The organism is Hydrogenovibrio kuenenii DSM 12350 (assembly GCF_000526715.1).
Classification (GTDB): Bacteria; Pseudomonadota; Gammaproteobacteria; order Thiomicrospirales; family Thiomicrospiraceae; genus Hydrogenovibrio; species Hydrogenovibrio kuenenii.
On record NZ_JAGP01000001.1, the window covers coordinates 1696349 to 1720567 of the forward strand.

Consider the following 24219-nt stretch of genomic DNA (forward strand, 5'->3'; position numbering starts at 1 on the left):
CATTTCTCTTTACTCATTACACCATGCACTTTTAACCCAGGGAGCATGACGATATTTATCAAATGGTCCGTCCATTACATCTTCAGGGTCAGGCTTGCCATGAAACAAAACTATTGCGGTATCTTCTGGATATTCGACTTGACCTTTAGGCAATAGAAAAGGCATTTTTTTTCTTAAAAACCTTCCAACTTTCCCAAAAGAAAATGGCGTTTTACTATCCAAATCAATTTTGAAGGATTTAATCAGTTTTTTCGGGTAGATAACTGCATTTTGATAAACATATTGAATCCAATCTTGATCGCCATGCATTTGTTTAACAATTGCTTCTTTTTGCGCATCAAAAGCCTCCCAAATAAAACTAAATTTGGGAGGGTAAAAACACATGACAGAACTGTTATATTGATGCTCAGTATCATCTGCCGAAATACAAAAATCATCACTATAAGTAACAATGGAATCCAATGAATTTAAAATCACGACATCCAAGTCCAAAAAAAGCACTTTTTCATTATCTGAAACACCAAGAAAACCCGGTTTGAAAATTAAAAGTTTATACCACCACCCTTTCAAACCAAGATCCGGCAAGGATTTTATTTCTATTTCAGAATCTAGTCCTTCAGAGTCTTCAGTAATACACATAAATGAGAACGGTACAGTCATATGAGTTTTAACCATTCTGTACAATCGATTAACATATTCTGGGCTGTACTTCGTCCCCCATTTTAAACAGACAACTTTAACCATGCTTTCTACCTAAATCATCTCGATAAAACAAAATCATAGCGCCTACTGTCATGACATACAAAATGGTTGTATAGGTATAGGTAAAAATCGCGCCGAACAATAAAATAAACCATAAACCAGCCATAAACCCTATTCCAAAAACAGCTTCTTCTCTCCTACCTGATCGAAACAAACGCCAAAACAGTTTGACTGGATAGCCAATAAACATAATCAAAGAAACAAAACCTGCAACACCTGATAATACAATATCCATCAGAAACTGATTGTGTAAATGCGTAAAGGTCGGAATAGTTTCTTTAACTATTTCAGAGTAATTGGTGGTTGTTACATAAGCTCTTAAGTCAGCTTTATATGAATTAGGACCAACGCCAAATAGGAAATATTTCTCTGCCATTTCACTGCCAACCTTAAACATCGCAACTCTCAAACCAAGCGATGAATAATAATTGTTTTGCTCTGCCAGCTTATAGTCATGCATAGTCTCATCTAGCTTGCCTTTTGCCAAATACATTGAAACTGCAATCACCGTAACAGAAGACACTAGAATTCCCGTTTTCTTTATACCGCTTAAATTTTTAGAACTAAAAAGGAAGTAGATGACGGTAACAGCTAACGGAAGTGTTACCATAGCTAAAGCAGTTCTGGACATTACCAAACCTGAGAGCAGAAATGCTAGCAAGTACAAAGCTAGATATTGCTTTTTCCTTTCCTTTAAAAAAAGAATGCCAAATAAGAAAGCCGTTAAGGGCAAATAAAACCCTGTTTTCCCAAAGTCAGCCAGAACATTTCCATAACGATATCCTGTAAACCAGCCGCCTGAAATATATAGCTCTGCAACAAGTAAAATAACCGCAAATATAATTGATGAAAAAGCGACAGATTTAATCACAAAACTTCCAAGCTGCAATTTAATACCGACCCAAAACCAGGCCAACAGCAATAAAATAAAACCTGGTGAAGACAAACGCCAAATACCATCATCAGTATAAGGCGGGCGAAGTAAGAAGCTAATAACAAATACCAGTGCATAAATAGCACTTGCCCAAACCCAGCCTTTTTCAGCTTTAGATGAACTTATATCTCTATAACTTATGGATACTATTGAAAGAAGAATCAGCAATATTAAAAAGACCGCACCAGCTATCCCTGCCGTATTTTCAAAATACAATGGAACAATAGCTGCTGCTGTCATCAAAACAAACAACCTTTTTTGCCATACTTCGTTCATATTCTTAATACCCGTCAACATTCCTTAGTTACTCTTTTCTATAATTTCAATTTTAAATTTCTTCAACACATCCAGAATCTGTAGCTGATAAAGATCATTCATATTGATATTAGCAGTTACCTGCAAGTCTGAACGCAACATTTTTGATGTCAACATCACCGTGGTAAAGTCACCCACAACTTTGGCATGAGCTTTCAACACCGGCAATAAAAATTCAAATGCCAAATTGCTTGGAACAAGCATTGCTCCAGAAGAACCTAAATTAAACTCATCAACCTCTGTGAAACGCGGATGATATTTCACGGCTATTTTCTGACCTTTTTCTATACTGGTTTTAATGGAATCATTTAGCTGCAGAACATAGCCGGGCATTTTTTTCACATCATTTGGATGTGGAAGAATAAAAAACACATCAATTTCAGAGATTTGAGACACGTTGCAATTAAATGCATTCAGTAATTTTTCTGTCCATTCTGTAAGAACTGCAGAGCTTAGCAAAGAGAAATCAATGGTAATAACATCTCGGCTTTTTAAAGAATCCAATGCCAAACGTGCATCCATCAAAATCGAGCGCGATACATATTTTGAAGTTCCAGGCGTTCTAGGCTCATGCCACCACAAACCATAAATGATCTTTTTTACTATGGCATTCAAAAAATGTTCATAAAAAGGCCTTTTCCATGTCAGGTAGGTATAAAGTCCATCATCCAAGTAACTTCCAGTTACATCATTATTAGTTTCTTGTATTAGATGCATGACATATTGAAATTCTATTCGTCGATCACTACCAGTTATCACTTCACTAAAATCATAACGGTCTAGCAACGCACTTAGTGCTTTAAAGTTTTGACGCCTCTCATCAAGCTTTTCTTTGCCTGTTGCTGCCCCATACAGCACAAAGACTTCACAAAAAGGGGAACTTTGCAATGACAACAAACTATCCAGATAAGGGCTCATTGCTTTTTGATCAATATAAACCAAAACATTGTCTCCACCACGAGACAATGCATCTAAAAAGCTCAGTAATAAATTAAATGGCGTAGAAGGTAAGTATAATCGCATGCCTTCAGTCATCAGAAACTAACCCGTTAAGTGCTTTTAGTACTGAATCGACATCCAGCCCTATTAATGACGAAGTCTCTTGCTCAGTATTTTTAAAAGATTTTAAATAATTTTTGGCTTCAGGAGAAACCAAATGCGTCACTAGTCGACCTTGTGCCCCTATTTTTTCAGGGTCCGTCACTCGATACAAAACAACCATTGGAACATCCAGTGCCGCTGCTACATGAGACAAGCCAGTATCGACAGAAACAATTCCAGAAGCGAACTTTAATAGCCGAGCCATTTCATTTAACGTTAACTTATTTTTAGGGACGACAATATTCTGCCCAGACATTTGAACAGCACTATCAACTTGTTTTTTTATTTCTAGTGATCTGTTTTGCTCTTCTTCAGTACCCCAAGGCAACACAACACTTCTACCCCGCTGAACCAACTCTGAAGCTAGTGCTACCCATTTTGAAATAGGCCAAAACTTAGTATCCCATGTCGTTCCATGCAAAAAAACATAATATTCAGCTTCATCAGCAAGCTTGATTTTTTGCCAATCAACGGTATTCAAATCATAAGATACTGGCGCAGTAGAAAAATCGTAACCTAGCGCTTTGGAAAACAAAATTCTCAGCCGCTCTATGGCATGCAAAGTCTTATCCACTGAAACTTTTTTATTGTAAAACAAAGAAGCTAAAGGCTCTCTAACTGACGACCAGTCCATTCCAACAATAGGCGCATGTACTTTTTTTGCCACCCACACACTTTTTAAAAGGCCTTGAGCGTCCAACACTAGGTCATAATGTGTTTCATTGATCTGTTGAAAGAAATGACGTATTTCATGCCTAGAAGCTATAGGATGCTTTCGCCACTCTCTCAAACGAATAGGAAATACTTTATCAACGGCCGGATGCCATACAGGAATTTCAGAAAAGGATTGCTCAACAACCCAATCCACTTTTAAATCGGGCAGCGCATTCATTGCATCCGTCAGTGCAGGAAAAGTATGAAAAACATCGCCCAAAGAGGACATTTTGACAAGCAAAACTCGCATGAATGTTTATTAATTAAAGTTCAAAGTCGTTGGATTCTCCGACAGCCAAGACAAGTACTTTTGAACCCCTTCAGCCACAGTATGAAAAGATTCAGAATACCCTGCTTCACGCAAAAGCGTATTGTCCGCCTGAGTATAACTTTGGTAAGCACCTTTTAAATGCTCAGGAAAAGGAATATATTCAGTCTCGCCTTTACCATGAAAATCAATAACCGCTTCGGCAATATTTTTAAATGGTTCTGCTGCTGATGGTCCTAGGTTAAAAATACCAGACTTATCGGGGTTGTCTTTAAACCACAAGTTAACTTTTACAACATCTTCAACATAAACAAAATCTCGAGTCTGCATACCTGCATCATAGCCATCATAAGGCCCAAAAAGCTTGAGCTTTTCGCCTTTTAAAACTTGATTATGAAGTTTGAATGCGACACTTGCCATATCACCTTTGTGTTGCTCTCTAGGCCCGTAGACATTAAAGTACCTAAAACCAACAACTTGGCTTTCAGCATATGGCAAAACTCGACGCACATATTGATCAAATTGAAACTTGGAAAAACCATAAACATTAAGCGGCTTCTCATACTCACGTTTTTCAATAAAAGTCGGACCATCACCATAGACAGAAGCTGAAGAAGCATAAAGAAAGGGAATCTTTCGATTCAAACAAAAGTTTAATAAATCTTTAGAATACTCATAATTGTTGTCCATCATAAACTTACCATCCCATTCAGTCGTTGCTGAACAAGCACCTTCATGGAACACACATTCAATTTCTGGCAAGCCTTCTTCGGCAAAAATACGCGTTTGGAAATCTTCTTTATCCAAATAATCCGCAAAGTCACAATCTGCCAAGTTAATGAACTTTTTACCGTTTTTTAGATTATCAACCACCAAAATATCAGTAATGCCTTGTTCATTAAGTGCTTTTACAATATTTGATCCGATAAACCCGGCACCACCTGTCACTACAATCATGAATAACCCTAAATAAATTAACTGATTTGCACAATTTCTGAATTTTAACACTTATTTATTACAGAATTAACCAAGTTTTAGCTTAGATAGTTTCCAAACACTTGCCGCAAATAGTAAAATAGCGCCTACTTTTTCAAAGACATTCGCAATCTAAATGCATCAATTAAATACTAAATGGGGTAGGTTTGTAGCTTACTTTGAAGCTTGGATAGTCGACCACGAAATCCTACGCATCTTCTATCGAAATTTTCACACAGTTGGGAAAGATGCATATCGTAGCAACCACCCATCTCCAAGTTTTGTCAAAAAATTAGCGCAAGAGCATCAGATTAAAACCATCCTTAATATCAGAGGAAACAATCGTTCCAGCTTTAATGGCGATGATTTTTCTGGTCAATACAAACTCGAATTAGAAGCTTGCGAAAAATATGGCATTCAACTGCTTACAACTCGATTTTCTTCCCGAGATGCGCCTCGTGTTGACGAAGTGCTATCTTTAAAAAAACTGTTAACTGAAATTACGTACCCTGTACTGTTTCACTGTAAATCTGGTGCCGACCGTGCAGGTCTTGTCAGCACTCTCTACCTATATTTCCATGAAAATGTACCAATTGAATCCGCTGTTAATGAGCTTTCCATTTGGAAAGGTCATGTTAAATGGGCTGAAACAGGCATCCTAGATTTCTTTTTTGAAACCTATATAGATTTTCACAAGAACCACCCTGATATTGACTTTGAAACCTGGCTGACTGAATTTTATGATTACGAACAGCTCACAAAATCTTTCAGAGCGAACAAGTTCGGGAAATTTATCGTCAATAAAATTTTACGCCGTGAATAAAAGTGCACTATGAAACAAACAGCTACAGTTCAACTTTACAAACGCCTATTAGGTTTTATCAAACCCTATTGGAAAACCATCCTTCCAATGCTACTAGCGCTAGTCGTAGCTGCTGGAATGGAACCTCTTATGCCTGCACTATTGAAGCCGCTTGTTGATGACACTCTTATTGCCAAAGACCCCCAGTCCATAACACAAATTCCATTACTTTTACTTTTGGTTTTCATTATCAAAGGTTTTGCAGAATATGCTAGTAAAGTGTTAAGTGAATGGATTGCTCATAAAGCTATTGTTGATATTCGTTATGCCATGTTTCAAAAGTTAAACTTAATGCCTCTTGCAACTTACCAAAAATACAGCTCTGGAAAGTTAACCTCCAAAATCACATACGATGTGCTTCAAGTTGGTAACACCCTAAGTGAAGCCTGGATTATTGTCATAAGAGACACCTTAATTATTTTAGGTCTACTTAGCTACCTGTTCTACATTTCTTGGCAACTAACCTTAATGATTCTTTTAATTGGCCCTATCATTGGAATCATCATTGATAGAGCAAGCAAGCTCATGCGCGGTTCAAGCTCTGAAATGCAAAACAGCATGGGCAATATGACACAAGCTTTGGAAGAAGGCATCCTCGCTCATAAAGATATTAAAATTTATGGTGCAGAAACCTATGAAGAAAATAAGTTTCATAAAGTAGCAGACAACTTAAGAAAACATACCATGTCTGTTATAAAAGTTTCTGCTGCAAATGTCCCTTTAGTTCAAGTCTTAGCTGCAGCAGCACTCGCAGCCGTGCTCTATGTCATTTCATTAATGTCAGCTCAAAACCTTTTCACCCCTGGCGAACTTATCGCCTTTATTGCAGCAATGGCAATGATTTTCGAACCTATTCGACGTTTAACCAATATCAATGAAACCATTCAAAAGGGCATGGCTGCTGCTGAAAGCATTTTCGAAATCCTGGACCTTCCAAATGAAGTGGATTCAGGCGAAAAAGCCTTAACCAACATTACAGACAATATTCGTTTCGAAAACGTGAGCTTCCGTTACAACACTAGATCAAAGCCGGTCATCAGCAACCTTTCAATTGAATTTCCTATAAACAAAACCACTGCATTAGTTGGTGAGTCTGGATCAGGAAAAACAACTATCGCTAACTTATTAGCGCGTTTTTTCACCGTTACAGACGGCTGCATTATCATCAACCAAAACAATATCAACGACTACTCACTATCTTCTTTAAGAGAACATATTGCCTTTGTCAGCCAGGATGTTGTTTTATTCAATGACACTGTTAGAGCCAATATTGCCTATGGACTTCCAAACGTCAGTGACGAAGAAATTATTAACGCAGCCAAGGCATCACATGCTTGGGAATTTATCCGGTCATTACCTGAAGAGTTAGATACTATAATTGGTGACAAAGGATCAAACCTTTCTGGTGGACAAAAGCAACGTATTGCTATAGCACGTGCATTTTTAAAAAATGCTCCTATTTTAATTATGGACGAGGCTACTTCCGCCCTTGATAACCAGTCCGAATCAATGATTCAGCAAGCTATTGAAAAATTACGTCAGAACAGAACGGTAATTATCATTGCTCACCGCTTATCGACTATTGAAAGCGCCGATCAAATCATTGTCTTAGAAAAAGGCCAGCTTAAAGAGAAAGGTTCACACAAAGAGCTCATAAAGCTTGAAGGTATCTATTCAAACCTATATCAAAAAGGGTCATTAGATGAGCTCACCAAGTGAACATGAAATTGAGTTCAAACTTTCTTTTTTGCTCCCAAAATACTGGGGAATTTGGCTTGGCTATGGATTGCTCCGATTAATAGGCTTTCTGCCTTATGCCACAAAAATTCATTTTGGTGAAGCATTAGGCAAATTTTTATATCTAATTGCCGGTAGTAGAAAGCAAACTGCTAAACAAAACATCGAAATTGCCTTTCCTGAAAAAAACCTAAAGGAAATCAACTCTCTAGTTTTTGAACACTTCAAATCACTTGGTGTTGGTTTAATTGAAATCACTATTACGGCGTGGGGAAAACATCGGCACTCCGATACAAATAATGAAATGAATTATTTCACCTATTATGGCGTGGAGAATATTAAGTTAAATAAAGACCATGGAACTCTATTACTCGTTCCTCACTTCGCCAGCATGGAGATGTCTGGCCTTATGTTATCTTTCATTACTGACTATATGCCCATCTACCGCAAACATGACAACCCATTATTAGAATATCTACTTACAAAATCTCGAACAATACTTCCGACCCCCCCCAAAAAGAACACTGTCACCCCTTTACCCAATACTGATACAAAAACAATGCTTAAAGCACTTCGAAACCACCAAGTATTATGGATAGCACCTGATCAGAAATATAACGGACAAGGTAGCATCAATGTTCCATTTTTTAATAAGCCTGCACCAACAAACCCTGGCATCAACAAACTAGCCAAACTGGGTAAAGCAAAAGTCATTCCCTGCTTTACCAAGAGAAAAGGGCTGCATTATGAAATGCACATCCTGCCACCGCTAGAAAATTTTCCTTCTGGTGACGACTACGAAGACACCTTAAGACTTCACAAACTCTATGAAGAAGAAATTCGGCAAAACCCCGCTCAGTACCTTTGGGTTCACAACCGCTGGAGCTTATAGCCATTCTAACTGATAGGCAAAGTCCTCCATAAAAGGACAGAATAAGGTATAATTTTTTTCAATGATTTCAATTTTATTTTTAATAGGATAACTATGGCAAAGGAACTTCGAGATAAGCAACTCAGATCGCGCGTCAAACTACTTGGCTCACTTTTAGGTGAAGTCATCGAGACACAAGTAGGTAAAGACATCCTGAATGCTGTTGAGAAATTGCGTAAAGGTTACATTAAGCTTCACGACCAAGAAGACCCACAATTAAGAGCAGAACTTAAAGCTTTTATTGAAGAGCAATCACCTGATGATCTTATTCTAATTATTCGTGCTTTTAACCTTTATTTCAGCCTCGTTAACTTAGCAGAAGAAGAACACCAATTCCACGAACGTCAAAGCCAATTAAAATCCGATGGCCCTTTATGGATGGGATCGGTTTTAAACACAATTGATGAGTTTAAAAAGGAAGGTTTTACTGCTGAAGAAGTACATAAATTAATCAGTAAATTAAATTACGTTCCTGTTTTCACCGCTCACCCAACGGAATCAAAACGACGTGCTGTAATGGATAATTTACGTCGCATTTTCCTTACTCTTGGCGAGCTAAATGAAGCTGAAAACTATCAAAATCCTTATGCTCAAGAAGATGTTATCAAAAAACTTCAGTACCAAATTCAAGTACTCTGGCGAACAGATGAAGTAAGACGTGTAAAGCCAACTGTAGAAGACGAAATACGCAATGGTATTTATTACTTCAGACAATCGCTATTTTCGGCTGTTCCAACTGTTTACCGTTATATGGAACGTGCTCTTGCTAGACACTATCCTAACGACAATATCCCAACACCGAACTTCTTAACTTTTGGTTCATGGATCGGTGGCGACCGTGATGGAAACCCTTTTGTTACTCACAAAACAACTGTCAACGCACTATTGATGCAATCCCGTGCTGTTCTTTATGAATATGAAAAACGTCTATTCCAATTAAGCAGCCAACTAACGCAGTCGCGCTATCTAACTGACATCAAACAAGAGATCCTTAATAAGGCAACTATTATTGATGCTGACTTATTAGAACTTGTTTTCCATAAACGCTCATCTCGCTTTATGGACGAACCTTACCGCCGTTTCTTGTATTTGATGCGTGGACGTTTACAACAAAATATCGCCTATGTTGAAGCACAGATAAATGGATCTCCGATTGAAAAATCTCCTTTCTGTTATAACAACGAAGAAGAGTTCATTGACGACTTAGAGTTAATTTACGAATCACTATGTGGACATGGTGACCAAGAAGTTGCTGATGCGGATCTAAAAGACTTAATCCGCCTTGGACAAACCTTTGGTTTCTATCTAATGCGCTTGGACATTCGTCAAGAATCAACTGTTCACACGAATGCGGTATCAGATCTACTTTCACACTTGGGAATCAACTACGAACAGCTGTCAGAGGCTGAACGAATTGACTTGCTTTCTAAGCATATTTCTTCACCAACGATTATTGATACCCAGCACTTAGCGTTAGACAAAATGACGAAGGAAGTACTTGAAGTATTTCACGTTATTCGAAAAATGCGCCAGGAAATTAGCCCGAAAGCCTTTAATAACTATGTTATTTCAATGACACATGAAGCCAGCCATGTAATGGAAGTGCTCTTCCTTGCTCACCAAGCAGGTTTGGCTGGATATAACGCTGGAGAACCCTACTGTAGCATTCGTATTTCCCCATTATTTGAAACCATTCAAGACTTGGAACATATCGTACCTGTTACAACTGCATTATTCGACAACCCGACATACCATGCACTATTGAAAGTTTCAGGTAATCTCCAAGAAATCATGCTTGGTTATTCAGATTCTGCAAAAGACGGTGGAAATCTCTCTTCAGCATGGACCCTTTATCAGGCTCAAGAACAAATTCTTAAGCTTGCGGATGAATATGATATTGAATGTCGCTTATTCCATGGACGTGGCGGAACTGTTGGACGCGGTGGCGGACCGACGCACAATGCGATTCTGTCACAACCAACAGGAACTGTTCGAGGTCAAATCAAATTTACCGAGCAAGGTGAAGTTTTATCGTTCAAATACAGCAACGCTGAAACCGCAATGTATGAAATTTCATTAGGGGTAACAGGCCTAATGAAAGCAAGTAAATGTCTCGTCAGAGAAACACCTGAAGATAACCCAGAGCATCTTGCTATCATGCAGCAACTTGCTAAAGAAGGTGAGCATTCATTTAGAGAATTAACTGACCATACTGATGGTTTCTTTAAGTTTTTCTATGAAGTCACTCCTGTTACGGAAATCGGCCTATTAAACATTGGTTCTAGACCGTCTCACCGTAAAAAAGGAAACCTTTCTAAGTCTTCTATCCGAGCTATCCCTTGGATTTTCGGCTGGGCTCAGGCTAGGTTAACTTTCCCAGCATGGTATGGAACAGGATCAGCCCTGGCTAACTGGATCAAGAACCAAAGCGATGATGAGCTTAAAGCCATGTATGAAAACTGGCCTTTCTTTAGAGGTTTAGTCAGTAATATTCAAATGGCGCTCTTCAAAACCGATTTGGTTATAGGTAAAAGTTATAGTGAACTTGGCTCCGATAAAGAAACTGCACAGAAAATCTACCAAATGATTGCTGAAGAACATGTTCGTGCTGTTGATGCAAACTTGCAGATTAGTGGCAATGAATATTTGATGGCTGATACACCCCAAATTGCACTTTCTTTAGCAAGAAGAACCCCTTACTTGGAACCGTTAAACAATATCCAAGTTGCTATTCTAAAACGATATAAGAATCCAGACTTATCTGATGAAGAACGTGAAGTTTGGGTCACACCGTTATTGAACAGCATTAATGCAATTGCTGCTGGCATGAGAAATACCGGTTAAAATCAATCAGCATGACATGTCTTCCGAAGGCTTTAGTAACTAAAGCTTTCGGTCATTCATTTATATAATTCAAACTGAATATTCTAGCTTATTAACTTTAGTACAAATTTTCAGTATAATTAGCCACCTGTTATTTTTTACTCATCATCAAAATGGTTTGAATATGCAAATTACCCTGCTTAAATCAAAATTACACAGAGTCACTACGACACACTCAGAGCTAGACTATGAAGGCTCTTGTGCCATTGATTCGCACTTTCTTGATATTGCAGGCATTCGTGAATATGAGCAAATTCAGATTTATAATGTCAATAATGGTGAGCGTTTTACAACCTATGCTATTCGCGCAGAAAGCCATTCAGGCATTATCTCAGTAAACGGTGCCGCAGCACATAAAGCTGAACCTGGTGATTTATTGATTATTGCTACTTATGCAACTATGGATGAAAAAGAAGCTGACGACTTTAAACCGATTATGGTGTATTTTGATAAAGAAAATAACATTACCCACACTCGGAACAGCATTCCTGTCCAAATGCAACAGCACTCAGCTTAAGGTAGTTATTAACTATTTTTTTGGAATAATAAGAATTTCAACCCTGCGGTTTTTTGCAAAACCAGCTTCTGTCTCTTCCTTACTAATAGGCTGCGTATCAGCAACCCCGATAGCTTCTACTTGAATGGGCTTTACTATCTTATCTTCAATAAGCCTTTCTACCACTGCCGCTGCCCTTGCACTAGAAAGCTCCCAGTTACTTCTAAAACGACCGCCAGTGACAGCACGCTTATCAGTATGACCAATTACCTTAATCTTTACACGATCACTAATATAAGGTCTTAACTTATCCAACTCAGAAAAACTTTCTGACTTAAGATCTGCCCTTCCTGGAGAAAAAGAAATCGTCTCTGGCAGCAAAACCTTAATCTGTAGTTTCTGTAAGTCGATACTGACATCAATTTTTTTCTCTGGGCTATCTAGTTTATTTCCCGAGGCGAAGGTCTTGATCAAACTCTCATATAAAGGATTCAACTCATCGATAACTGGCTGATTTGTTTGCTTAGGCGACCCATCTAAGGTCTTCTTTGTAGAATTAAAATAATGCACCTGAGCAGGAGAAAGGCCACTACCGAAGCCTAATGAATTAGTGAGAGACTCAACCAAAGACTCATATTTTTTTGCATTGACCGTTGACATTGAAAACAACAAAACAAATACTGCCATCAGCAATGACATCATATCTGCAAAAGTAGCCATCCACTCAGGACAAGGTTTTTGTTTTTTGGCCATCAAACTTCCTCTGCATTTTCATTCTGAGGCTTTTTATCCAAATAAGGTGCTAACACATCTTGCAACATACTATGATGCAATCCTTTTGCAATAAAGTCGACAGCTTCAATAATCATATGCTGTCTAGTGGATTCTTCTTGCCCCCATACAGCGACCTTATCAGCCATTGGCAAGGCAAATAAGTTTGCAATCATTGCGCCATAAAGCGTTGTCAACATGGCAACGGCCATTGCAGGACCAATTGACGACGGGTCAGACAAATTTGCAAGCATTTGAACCAAACCAACCAACGTCCCAATCATCCCAAATGCCGGAGCAGATGCACCAACGGCACTAAAAACAGCTGCGCTCGTTTCAGCACGTTCTACCAGCAGATGATTTTCTTCCTGTAACGTCTGACGAACTAAATCACTTGGGTAATTATCCACCAGCATTCTCACGCCATACTGGAAAAATTCATTATTGATTTCAATTTTTTCTAATGAAACAATCCCATTTTGTCGCGCCGACCTAACAAGTTGATCTGTCAACTCAACTAGCTCTTCTTTATTCCTAATATCATTTGATGGCAGCAAAATTTTAAAGGACATGCGAAGTGCATAGATTGATTCACGCAATGAATAGCGTATCATCGTGGCAGCAATCGTGCCGCCAACAACAATCATCAAACCTGGGATATTGAAAAATATGAGAATAGACGAACCCATAGACATTGCCCAAAGAACAATTACTATCCCAACAATCAGGCCTATAAACGTGGAAAAATTCATAATTTTCTACACAATATCCTAAGGTTCATTAATCAATATGCTTAAAGTCGTCGATACAAATATTATCTAATAGGCGTGTTGAGCCAAGCCTAGCCACCGCCATCACCACCAATTTAGCTTCCTGCTCTTGCGTTGGTTTTAATGTATCTTGACTGACAATCTTAATATAATCAACTTCATCAAAACCATGTGCTAATAGTTGCTTCTTCGCAATGTCTTCCAGGTTCACAAACAGCTCATTCCCAGACTTAATTGCCGCAACTATATCTTGAAGCACAACAAACAACTTAGGCGCAATTTTTCGCTGGCTTTCAGATAAATATTGATTCCGCGAACTTAAAGCCAGGCCATCTTTGTCACGTTCAATCGGTGCCTTTATGATCGTTATCGGCAGACACAAATCATATGTCATTTTTCGTATGATACGCCATTGTTGAAAATCTTTTTGACCAAAAACAGCGACATTCGGCTGAACGATATTGAAAAGTTTGGTGACAACTGTCGTTACACCATCAAAATGGCCTGGTCGCTCTGCGCCTTCCCATAGAGAATTCAAAGCTTCTGGTGCCTTTACTGTCGTATTCATTCCATCTTGTGAATACATTTCACCTACCGATGGCAAAAACACTAAATCGACTTTTTGTTTTTCAAGTTTTTCACAATCTTGATCTAATGTACGAGGATAACGCTCAAAATCTTCATCAGGCCCAAATTGCAAAGGGTTTACAAAAATACTAACAACAACCTTATCAGTTTGTTTCTTAGCATTCGTAACAAGACTTAAATGCCCTTCATGTAAATTCCCCATAGTCGGGACAAAACCAACAGTTAAACCTTGCTTTTTCCATGCAGCAACTTGATCTCGTACTTCTTGAACGGTCTCAACTTTTAACATTCTGATACTACTCTCTAGCTTTCTAATGGGAAATGCCCATTACGTACGTCGAATGCATACTGTTCAATTGCTTCTTGAATAGAATTTTTATCCTGCAAGAAATTTTTAGCAAACCTTGGAGCACCACCTAAGGAGGTTCCTAAAATATCATTTAAAACCAATACCTGACCATCAGACTCTTTACCTGATCCTATGCCGATAACTGGGATATTTAAATTCTCAGAAATTCTTTTTGCTGTATCTGAAGGCACACATTCCAACACCAACATTTCCGCTCCGGCCTGTTCTAGAGCTACAGCCTCTTCTTCCAAGACTCTGGCAGAAGCATCATCTTGCCCTGCTCTGCGATAACCATTTTTTTCGACCAATTGAGGCAACAAGCCAATGTGCCCGCAAACAGGAACACCTAACTCTGACAATTGTTCAACTATTGACAGAATTCTCTTACTAGCCCCTTCGAGCTTTACCATATTTGCACGAGCTTGTTTCATCAGAGCAGCGGCCGCTTCCATGGCTTTATCAATAGAACCATCTGACATGAACGGCATATCTGCAACACACCAAGCTGACTTATTACCTCGTTGTACCATTTGAGTGTGATAGACCATATCTGCCAACGTCACAGGCAAGGTTGTTTCATGGCCTTGAACAACCATTCCTAAAGTATCGCCAACCAAAATCACATTCACTCCTGCTTGATCTACCCAATGCGCCATAGCTGCATCATAAGCAGTCAAACAAACAATTTTCTGACCATCTCTTTTCATCTTTTTCAGACGAGTTAAGGTCATTCTTTTTTGTGTATTCATACCAAGCACTCTTTAAATTTAGTTACAAACTAGCTCATCACTGGTTATTTAATGGGTAAACATAGGTTTCATCTAAAGCATCAATCAAATTAGAAACGTTACCCAATAAAGGTAACTCTAAAACCAATTCACTTAATGGTAATAAAACAAAATCACGATAAGGTATTTCTGGGTGCGGGATAGTTAAAGTTGTGGTTTGGATTGTGACTGAGCCATACAACAAAATATCCAAATCGATGACCCTTTCACCCCAATGTCGTTTTTTGACTTTGCCTTGTTCTTTTTCCAGGGTCTGCAAGCTGGCCAGTAATGAGGTTGCTGACAATTGGGTCTTTATTTTTGCCACCGCATTCACAAAGTCAGGTTGATCTTGCGGTCCTTGTGGTTTAGAAGCATATAAAGATGAGGCCGACATTAACGTCATACCAGGCAATATTTTTAAGGATTCTATGGCGCTTTGAACCTGATATATTGGATCAGAAAGGTTACTGCCAATACCAATATAAGCCTCAACCAAGATAACTACTCCGCCGGGTTAGAACTCGAGCGTTTACGATAAGGATTGCGACCTCTTCTCGGTTTTCTCGTTTTTTTTGCCTCGGAACGTACATCATTAGCAAAAGCAACTTGATCTATCGCATCCTTCTTCTGATATTCCGTCCACCAATCAAACAACTCTTGATCTGATGATTCGCCCACAGCAACTCTTAAACCTAAGAAGTCATATGCCGCTCTAAATCTTGGATGCTCAAACAATCTCTGAGCTCTTGCACCCGCGCGTCTAGGCAACCTAAACTGAAGGCTCCAAATCTCGCGAATTTGCGTAGAAAATCGCTTAGGAATCGATGTTGAACTGATTTGCTGTTCAATAACATCATTAGCAGCAGCATATAGCGCATCTTGATGGGTAAGACCTTCAGCGAGATGTTGCTCGCGTCTTTGTAGCATGGGCTCCCACAACATAGCCGCAAACAGGAATGATGGATTTACCCCCTTACCTGACTGAATGCGTTCATCAGTGCTTTTCAGGGCTTCAACTACTAACATTCTAGGAAAACCTTGTTCTTCTTCAGACAAGACATGATGAGTTTGAGGGAAAAGATAGGTAAATAGACCGAAATGGCGTAATTTTTCAAACACATCAATCGCAACACCACTGTGAAAAAGTTTCAACACTTCTTCAAACATACGTGCGTTAGACACATCTTTCAGCAAATGTCCCATTTCATACAAAGGCTTTTTGGTTTTGGCTTCAATATCAAAACCAAGTTTTGCAGCAAAACGTATAGCACGAATCATTCTGACAGGATCTTCACGATAACGAGTTTCTGGATCACCAATTAAGCGCATCTGACCCTTCTTAATATCTTCAAGAGCACCAGAATAATCGATAATAGAAAAATCGCGAATATTGTAATAAAGACTATTAACCGTGAAGTCACGGCGCCAAATATCTTCATCAATAGAGCCGTAAACATTATCTCTCACCAAACGACCAGAAGCATCTACAGCTCTAGAATGGCTGGTTTTCTTTCTCGCAACCGGTAACTTAGCAGCATCGCCAGCACCACGGAAAGTAGCAACCTCAATAACTGACCTACCAAAATGTACATGAGCCAAACGAAAACGTCGGCCAATTAAACGACAGCGTTGACGAAAAACTGCCTTTATCTGCTCTGGCTCAGCATTGGTAACTATATCGAAGTCTTTTGGTTCTAATCCAAGCAGTAGATCTCTAACTGCGCCACCGACCAAATAAGCTTCATAGCCTGCTCGCTTTAAACCGTAGAGTACATCTAATGCAGCCTTGTCGATTTGACCACGAGAAATATTATGTTTATTTCTCGGAACAACTTTAGGTTCTGAATTAAATATTGGTGATTGGCCTTGGCCTTTGACAAAAAACGAAGCGACTTTTCGAATCAAACGTTGCATAAAATAAAATTACAGAACCATTAAAAAGAGTAGGAAATTGCGTTATTTTACTCTGTTTTACAACATGAAACAAAATTAGAGTGGAAGAAAAGAAAATTAAAACATTATTCACAGAAATCGTACATGCAAACCGCCCCCAGACTGGCAGATTTTGTCAGATAAAATCTGCCAGTCTGGGGTGGTTGTCAAACAGTCAGTCAATCGGCTTGAGAAACAAGTCGTACCCAATATTTTCTTGCTCGAAATCGTATGGATACCCTAAGCTCTTCAAATAACATTCAAATGCTTCATGCTGTTCTGGCGGCACTTGAACACCAATTAAAACTCGACCATATGCTGCACCATGATTTCGATAATGAAATAAACTAATATTCCACTCTTCCGACATCTGAATCAAAAACTGTAACAGTGCACCGGGACGTTCCGGAAATTGAAAGCGATAAAGAATTTCATTTTGAATACCTGGCGCATGACCACCCACCATATAACGTAAGTGTAGTTTTGCCATTTCGTTATCACTCATATCTTCAAACTGATAACCCGCTTCCAACATTTGCTTTTTAAGCTGTTCTTTTTCAGCATAACCACCTTCTGTTCGCACACCAACAAAAACAACAGCTCTTCTTTCGTCTGCAAACCGATAGTTAAACTCAGTGATCGCTCGTCTATCACCTAAAAACTCACAGAACTTTTTGAAACTACCTGGTGTTTCAGGAATGGTCACGGCAAAAATGGCTTCACGTTTTTCACCAATTTCGGTTCTCTCCGAAATATGGCGTAAACGATCGAAATTCATATTTGCTCCACTCATTATCGCAATCATCTTGCGATCCGAAACACCTTTTTCTTCAACAAACTTCTTCATTCCAGCCAATGCCAAAGCACCGGCAGGCTCTGCAATTGCACGTGTATCTTCAAAAATATCTTTCACCGCAGCACAAATTTCATCCGTTTTCACGGTAATCATTTCGTCCACGCATTCCTGTGCAATACGGAAAGGTATTTCACCAACTTGGGCCACTGCGACACCATCGGCAAAAATTCCAACGGAATCTAACACAACACGTTCACCAGCCTTTAGAGCTTCTGTCATACAAGCTGCATCTTCCGGCTCAACCCCTACAACTCTAGTTTTCGGTGAAACCTGTTTAATAACAGCGCTCACACCGGCAATCAATCCACCGCCACCCACTGGTACAAAAATGACATCGACATCTTTGCTTTGGCGTAAAAGCTCTAACGCGATGGTTCCTTGACCGGCAATAACATGCTCATCATCATAAGGTGCTATATAAGTTAACTGCTCTTTTTCACAGAGTTCTTTAGCATGCTTAGCCGCTTCATCGTAAGTATCACCGCACAAGATGACATTACCACCCCAGTTTCGAACAGAGTTCACTTTAATCGCTGGAGTTGTTTGTGGCATCACAATCGTTGCTTTAATACCCATTTTGGTAGCAGACATAGCCACACCTTGCGCATGATTTCCAGCTGATGCAGCTATCACCCCGCGCTCTTTTTCTTCTTCTGACAAGTGCAAAAGGCGGTTATAGGCACCACGTAATTTAAAAGAAAATACCGGTTGCAAATCTTCACGTTTAAGCCACACCTGATTTCTTAGCCTTTGTGAAATAAGCGGTGCTTTTTCTAAAGGCGTTTGTTCCGCAATTTCATAAACAGGGACAGACAAAACTTGTCTCAAAATTTTTTCAGGCATATATCTCTCAATAGATTCAAATCGAATTTAAACGGAAAATACCGTTTTCAACGGTGATTTTGCATACAGTTTTTGCATTATAACAAAAGCCTCTCTAACCACAATCACATACACTCAATGTCAAACTGCCTATTTAACTGCCTTGTTAAGGGGTGCGACAATTTGTCACATTGATTCATACAGTGAGCTTACTTAAGATTCTCTCAAACAAAAAGATACTTTTAGAGGTCTTTGAACGAGAACACTGTCACCAAAAACCTATCCCTCAGGTTTAGTCAAAGTCCATGTGCAATAGTATGCTCCTCCTATTGCTGTTTTACGGAAAATGCCCTAATCAATCATTTTCACTCGATAGTGTTCTCGTTCAAGGGCCTCTACCTCTATTTAACCTTTCATGTTAATGATCTAAACATAGAAGTAAGGGCACTTTAAATGAAAAAAACCTCGATTTGGCTGGCAATCAACAGTGTTATTGCCGTTTCAACCCCACATTTGGCATTTGCAGAAACAACTCAATTAGCACCTATCCCTGTTACGGCTTCAAAAGAAGCATCGCAATCGAAGACTTTTTCTAAACAAGAATTAGAAAATACAGGTAATACAGAAACAGGAAGTGTTTTGCGTCAAGTAAACGGCGTTGACGCTATTCGCATGGGTGGACATGGATTGGATCCCGTTGTTCGTGGTCAAACACAATCTCAGCTAAACATTTTATTAGATGGTGCCAAAATCGAAGGTGGTTGTCCTAACCGCATGGATCCGCCAACCTCTTATTCCGAGGTTTCCAGTTACGACAAGGTTACCGTCATCAAAGGTGTAAATTCCTTAGAATATGGTGCTGGCGGAACGGGGGGAACGATTTTATTCGAGCGTGAAGCGCCTAAATACAACCCAAACAAAAGTGTCTCTGGTGAAATTTCTGCCATGAAATCAAGCATCATTAATTATGATGTCAATGCGCAAGTGCAAGCTGTTGGCAAAACTGGTTATGTCGTATTACAAGGCAATAAAAAAGATGCCAATAACTATCAAGATGGTAATGGCAATACCGTGCCTTCTAGCTACAACTCTCAGCAAGGCCACATCGATTTAGGTTGGACACCAAACGACCATCACGAACTCAAACTGTCTTTGGAAAAATCTAACACCTTTGACGCTCTATACCCTGGTGCAAAAATGGATGCGCCTAAAACAGAAGGTAATATTGCTCGCTTGCAATACAAAGGTAAAAAGCTTTCTAACGGCTTAACAAATGGTCAACTGGATGCTGTTCAAATTGATGTTTATAACTCAACAGTTGATCACGTCATGAATAACTTCGATCTACGCACATATGATCCGACTAAAAAAATGGAAACGTTAACGGACACGACTGCGAAAGGTGCAAAAATCAAGTTAACCAACTTAATCGGTAAAACAGAACTTGATTATGGTCTACAACTACAGGCTGTAAATAAAAACGCTGCTTCATACAACCGATCCGCAGGCATGATGCTTAATAAATCTATGTATCTAATGTGGCCAGATGCAAATACAGACCAAAATGGTGTATTTGTACAAGCTAAAACAAAACTGTCCAACACACAAAAACTGGTTTATGGTGCTCGTGTCGATCAAGTGACTGCAGAAGCTAAAAAAGCTAAACAGGCTTCTGATATGAATATGACGGCCTATTCACTTTATTCCAAATACAATACTTACTCAGGCAAAACCAAAATCAATGAAACCAATTGGAATGGTCTGCTACGTTATGAACAAAGCTTGTCTAAAGGCCTAAGTTGGTTTGCGGATGCAAGCTTAACTACGCGCACAGCAAATGAAACTGAACGCTTTATGGCAACTAAATCTGGCACTATGTTCTGGATTGGTAACCCAGATTTAAAACCCGAAAAACATACTCAAGTTGATATTGGGATCGCTCAAGACACTCACACCTTCTCTTGGAGTGCTAATGCTTATTACGACCAAGTTAAAGACTATATCCTACGTGACTATGCTAAAAACCAAACTGGCGTTACAACGCTAACTGGAATGGATAATATCTACGTCAATAAAGACGCAACATTACTAGGTGCCGAGCTGGAAGGTACTTACCGCCTAACCCCTGCTATTGATATTGGCGGACAAGTGAGTGCTATTCAAGGACGCAACACCACTGACAAGCGCAACCTAAGCAATATTGCACCAGTCAGCGGAAACCTAAATGCAAAATACACCGCTAGCAATTGGTATGCTGGTACGCGTTTTAACTTTGCATCAGAACAATCTACTGTCAATACTGAATATGGCGAAAAAACGACCTCTGCATGGAGCACTGTTGATCTATTTGCTGGCTATAGCATGAATAAAACCTTACAACTGCAAGCAGGTGTAGACAATGCGTTTGACCATGCTTATTATAATTACCTAAATCGAACTGATGCTTTAACAGGAACTAGCTACAAAGTAATGGAACCTGGCCGCAATATTTGGGCGCGTATTTCAGCAAAGTTTTAAACATTAAAGGGTAGTTATGTCTCAACGATTACGTTTGAGTTTTATCCTAATAGGGCTAGTCATCTTATTGATGGCTGGCCTTATGTCTTTTGGATGGCTTAATAAACTTAATACACACCCGTCTCAGTCAGCAATCGCACCAGCGCCCGTTGGCGGAGACTTTACTGCGATTTCATCTAAGGGCAACGTGTCTTTATCTGACTTTAAAGGTAAATGGGTATACCTTTACTTCGGCTATACTTTTTGTCCAGACATCTGTCCAACCAATTTAGGCAATATGTCCGGTGCCTACCAGCAACTAACGCCAGAAGAAAAAAAACAGGTTCAGTTTATTTTCTTCTCGGTGGATCCTAAAAGAGACACCCCCAAGCGCATGCAAGAATACAGTAACTACTTTGATATGAATCTACTTGGCGTAACCGCTAAAAAAGCAGTTATTGATGACGTAACAAAGCGTTATGGTGCCGTTTATTCTATTCACCATGAAAAAGGGGATGGTAACAACTACTCTGTTGACCACTCTGCATTTACCTATGTGATCTCACCAACGGGAAAATTAATGGAACAAATCCCTCATGGCACAGACTCACAAGGTTTTTTAAACAATATTCGTAAACATTTACACCAAACCACTGCTCATTAAGGAGTTCATTATGCAAAAAAGTTCACAAGCGTCTTTTTTCCAAAACAAAAGTTATGCTGCCGCCATCATCCTGTTGAGTAGCTTATTCATCAGCACCATGGCCAGCGCAATGTCTAAGGAAGAGGCATCACAAATTCAAGTCTCCAACCCTTATGCCAGAGAAGTTCCTCCAGGAGCTATGGCCAGTGCTAGCTTCATGACACTAAAAAACACCAGTGCACATGACATCTACTTGATTCAAGCAGAGTCTAAAGTGGCTAAAAAAGTAGAGCTTCATACACATATTCATGACAACGGTGTCATGCGCATGCGTCAAGTGCAAGATATTAAAATCCCAGCACACGGCATGACCATGCTTCAACCTGGCGGTTTTCATATCATGCTAATCGGCTTACAGCAAAAGTTGGTGAAAGGTGAACAGATTCAAGTTCAACTAACTTTTAAAGATGGCAGCCACAAAACTGTCAAAATGCCAGTTAAAGCCATAAAAGGTATGGGCGGCATGATGAAAATGCACAATATGTAACCACTTCTTTCCGAACCCAAGCATCCTATTTACACTTCTAAAGCTTGGGTTCAGCTCCCTCTCAAAATTCATTTCTTTTCAATTTAAAAACTATCTTTTCAAGGTGTATTCATTCTTTTAGCTTGAAAAAAACAGCCAATCCTCTATATTAGCCAATCGAAAATCTTAAACAGACAACTGATGAAAACCTTATGAAATATCTATCAAAACAAAAACTTTTTAAAATACTCATGCTATCAATGATTAGCAGCTTAAGCTTTACCTTGTCACAAGTTGCTGCTGCCGCAGAGACAACTAAAGCAGCGCCAACCAACAAACCGCATTCAATTTATCCATTAGATAAGGCTCGTAACATTGATTTATGTACAGCCTACTCAACCTTAAAAACTGAAAAAGAAAAAAAAGCGGTTCTTAAAGAGTTGGATAAACGCACGCAACTTAGTGAAAAAGACCATGAGAATCTGAAAAAAAATCTAGTCATGCCTGGAAACACAACTTGCGGCATGTACATGATGCTAGGCAAGCCTTTACAGGAAAAAGGTGTTTGGCTAAGACCTATGGTATATAAAGTCGTTCACGTTTACCCTAAACATTACTTTGTAACTGAAATGGGTATGGTCATGAAAAAATATGAGCGTAAGCCAGGGCAAATGCCACCAAAACTAATTAATAAAGCGCCTAAAACTCAAGGGCCTCCAGTTGTATTTGAAGCACCAGGCGGCAGACCAATGCACCCGGGTATGGAACCTCAAAAGTAATCTTGCCAATTTAGAGCACAGATTAACTCTTAGCTTTTGCCACTTTTCTGTGCGCAAAAGCTAAACTATTCTCCTTATTATCAGACATCCCCTTAAATAAAACATCCTCACATCTCTTGATGTTTCCGCTTTTACTGGATAAACCAATCAAGACTGATTAAAATAACGCCATTCATTTTTAACCTATGCAATTTTGCATACTAAATAGAGAAAACTGCGATGACTCAAGACGAACTAAAGCAACAAGTAGCTAAAGCTGCTATCGAACACGTTGTTCCAGGGACTATTATTGGCGTAGGAACAGGCTCAACTGCTAACTTTTTCATTGATGAATTAGCGAAAATCAAAGGACAAATCGAAGGTACCGTTGCCAGTTCTGAAGCATCCGCTGAGCGTCTAAAAGGCCACGGAATTCCAGTATTTGATTTGAATTCAGTTTCTGAAATTTCTGTTTATATCGATGGCGCTGATGAAGCCGATCCTGCTCTACACCTAGTAAAAGGTGGTGGCGGTGCTTTAACACGTGAGAAAATCGTATTGGCTGTTGCAGATAAATTCGTTTGCATTGCCGACGATAGTAAAAAAGTCGACCTTCTTGGTAAGTTCCCTCTTCCGGTTGAAGTCATTCCTATGGCTCGTAGCTATGTCGCACGTGAAATCGTTAAACGTTTTGGCGGTGAACCAGTACTACGTGACGGATTTATCACGGACAACGGCAATATTATTTTAGATATTCATGGCCTACAGATCGTTGATCCTGTTGCAATGGAAACAGAATTAAACAGCATTGTTGGTGTTGTGACTAATGGTTTGTTTGCTGCAAGAAAAGCGGATGTTTTCCTTTGCGGAACGGCAAACGGCGTTGAAGTTATTGAAGCATAATTGAAATAAGCTTTTAGCCCTACAGCTTCAATTTAAAAGCTTATACACTAAAGCTTT

Annotated in this window: 22 protein-coding genes; 10 read left to right on the forward strand and 12 right to left on the reverse strand. The window is 39.3% G+C overall.

The window, feature by feature from the left end; all coding sequences use genetic code 11:
* Positions 1-9: 9 nt before the first annotated feature.
* The 5 genes from N745_RS0108075 to rfaD form a co-directional block, all read right to left on the reverse strand.
* Positions 10-744 carry a glycosyltransferase family protein gene (locus tag N745_RS0108075; RefSeq protein ID WP_024851615.1) on the reverse strand — a complete coding sequence of 245 codons (735 nt, stop codon included), beginning with the start codon at positions 742-744 and terminating at the stop codon, positions 10-12.
* Positions 737-1912: an O-antigen ligase family protein gene (locus tag N745_RS0108080; RefSeq protein ID WP_157833752.1), complete on the reverse strand. Its 1176-nt coding sequence runs from the start codon at positions 1910-1912 to the stop codon at positions 737-739. Before N745_RS0108080 ends, N745_RS0108075 begins: the two co-directional genes overlap by 8 nt.
* An 84-nt stretch (positions 1913-1996) precedes the next feature.
* Positions 1997-3046, reverse strand: coding sequence for a hypothetical protein (locus N745_RS0108085; RefSeq protein ID WP_024851617.1), 1050 nt, complete (start codon positions 3044-3046; stop codon positions 1997-1999).
* Positions 3039-4076, reverse strand: coding sequence for a lipopolysaccharide heptosyltransferase I (gene waaC, locus N745_RS0108090; RefSeq protein WP_024851618.1), 1038 nt, complete (start codon positions 4074-4076; stop codon positions 3039-3041). Before waaC ends, N745_RS0108085 begins: the two co-directional genes overlap by 8 nt.
* A gap of 9 nt (positions 4077-4085) precedes the next feature.
* Positions 4086-5051, reverse strand: coding sequence for an ADP-glyceromanno-heptose 6-epimerase (gene rfaD / locus N745_RS0108095; RefSeq protein WP_024851619.1), 966 nt, complete (start codon positions 5049-5051; stop codon positions 4086-4088).
* Between the two features lie 154 nt (positions 5052-5205).
* Between rfaD and N745_RS0108100 the strand changes: the two genes are divergently transcribed.
* From N745_RS0108100 to panD, 5 genes are all read left to right on the forward strand, one after another.
* On the forward strand, positions 5206-5892 hold the full coding sequence (locus N745_RS0108100) for a tyrosine-protein phosphatase (RefSeq protein WP_024851620.1): 687 nt from the start codon (positions 5206-5208) through the stop codon (positions 5890-5892).
* A 9-nt stretch (positions 5893-5901) separates the two neighbouring features.
* On the forward strand, positions 5902-7650 hold the full coding sequence (gene msbA / locus N745_RS0108105; RefSeq protein WP_024851621.1) for a lipid A export permease/ATP-binding protein MsbA: 1749 nt from the start codon (positions 5902-5904) through the stop codon (positions 7648-7650).
* Positions 7634-8560, forward strand: a complete 927-nt coding sequence (locus N745_RS0108110; RefSeq protein WP_024851622.1) for a lysophospholipid acyltransferase family protein — start codon at positions 7634-7636, stop codon at positions 8558-8560. The genes msbA and N745_RS0108110 overlap by 17 nt, the downstream gene beginning before the upstream one ends.
* 93 nt (positions 8561-8653) lie before the next feature.
* A complete protein-coding gene (gene ppc, locus N745_RS0108115; protein ID WP_024851623.1) occupies positions 8654-11443 on the forward strand; it encodes a phosphoenolpyruvate carboxylase in 2790 nt (929 codons plus the stop codon).
* A 163-nt stretch (positions 11444-11606) separates the two neighbouring features.
* A complete protein-coding gene (panD, locus tag N745_RS0108120; protein WP_024851624.1) occupies positions 11607-11999 on the forward strand; it encodes an aspartate 1-decarboxylase in 393 nt (130 codons plus the stop codon).
* Positions 12000-12011: 12 nt separating this feature from the next.
* On the opposite strand, the gene N745_RS0108125 is transcribed toward panD, so the two are convergent.
* From N745_RS0108125 to ilvA, 7 genes are all read right to left on the reverse strand, one after another.
* Positions 12012-12731 carry an OmpA/MotB family protein gene (locus tag N745_RS0108125; RefSeq protein WP_024851625.1) on the reverse strand — a complete coding sequence of 240 codons (720 nt, stop codon included), beginning with the start codon at positions 12729-12731 and terminating at the stop codon, positions 12012-12014.
* Positions 12731-13438: a motility protein A gene (locus N745_RS0108130; protein WP_245595674.1), complete on the reverse strand. Its 708-nt coding sequence runs from the start codon at positions 13436-13438 to the stop codon at positions 12731-12733. Before N745_RS0108130 ends, N745_RS0108125 begins: the two co-directional genes overlap by 1 nt.
* A gap of 91 nt (positions 13439-13529) precedes the next feature.
* Complete coding sequence (gene panC / locus N745_RS0108135) at positions 13530-14396, reverse strand: pantoate--beta-alanine ligase (protein WP_024851627.1); 867 nt, start codon at positions 14394-14396, stop codon at positions 13530-13532.
* A 14-nt stretch (positions 14397-14410) separates the two neighbouring features.
* Positions 14411-15205, reverse strand: coding sequence for a 3-methyl-2-oxobutanoate hydroxymethyltransferase (panB, locus tag N745_RS0108140; protein WP_245595675.1), 795 nt, complete (start codon positions 15203-15205; stop codon positions 14411-14413).
* Positions 15206-15242: 37 nt separating this feature from the next.
* Positions 15243-15722, reverse strand: coding sequence for a 2-amino-4-hydroxy-6-hydroxymethyldihydropteridine diphosphokinase (gene folK / locus N745_RS0108145; RefSeq protein ID WP_024851629.1), 480 nt, complete (start codon positions 15720-15722; stop codon positions 15243-15245).
* A 5-nt stretch (positions 15723-15727) separates the two neighbouring features.
* The gene (gene pcnB / locus N745_RS0108150; protein WP_024851630.1) at positions 15728-17140 is read right to left on the reverse strand and encodes a polynucleotide adenylyltransferase PcnB; all 1413 of its coding nucleotides are present in this window, start codon (positions 17138-17140) and stop codon (positions 15728-15730) included.
* Positions 17141-17333: 193 nt separating this feature from the next.
* Positions 17334-18857, reverse strand: coding sequence for a threonine ammonia-lyase, biosynthetic (ilvA, locus tag N745_RS0108155; protein ID WP_024851631.1), 1524 nt, complete (start codon positions 18855-18857; stop codon positions 17334-17336).
* Between the two features lie 432 nt (positions 18858-19289).
* Here ilvA and N745_RS0108160 point away from each other — a divergent pair, with 432 nt between their 5' ends.
* The 5 genes from N745_RS0108160 (at position 19290) to rpiA (ending at position 24162) form a co-directional block, all read left to right on the forward strand.
* The gene (locus N745_RS0108160; protein ID WP_024851632.1) at positions 19290-21353 is read left to right on the forward strand and encodes a TonB-dependent receptor domain-containing protein; all 2064 of its coding nucleotides are present in this window, start codon (positions 19290-19292) and stop codon (positions 21351-21353) included.
* Positions 21354-21369: 16 nt separating this feature from the next.
* A complete protein-coding gene (locus tag N745_RS0108165) occupies positions 21370-21996 on the forward strand; it encodes an SCO family protein (protein WP_024851633.1) in 627 nt (208 codons plus the stop codon).
* 10 nt (positions 21997-22006) lie between these two features.
* Positions 22007-22522, forward strand: coding sequence for a copper chaperone PCu(A)C (locus N745_RS0108170; RefSeq protein ID WP_024851634.1), 516 nt, complete (start codon positions 22007-22009; stop codon positions 22520-22522).
* A 191-nt stretch (positions 22523-22713) separates the two neighbouring features.
* Complete coding sequence (locus N745_RS11865; protein WP_024851635.1) at positions 22714-23280, forward strand: hypothetical protein; 567 nt, start codon at positions 22714-22716, stop codon at positions 23278-23280.
* Between the two features lie 219 nt (positions 23281-23499).
* Entirely contained in the window at positions 23500-24162 is a 663-nt protein-coding gene (gene rpiA, locus N745_RS0108180; RefSeq protein WP_024851636.1) for a ribose-5-phosphate isomerase RpiA, read from the forward strand.
* Positions 24163-24219: the final 57 nt, after the last annotated feature.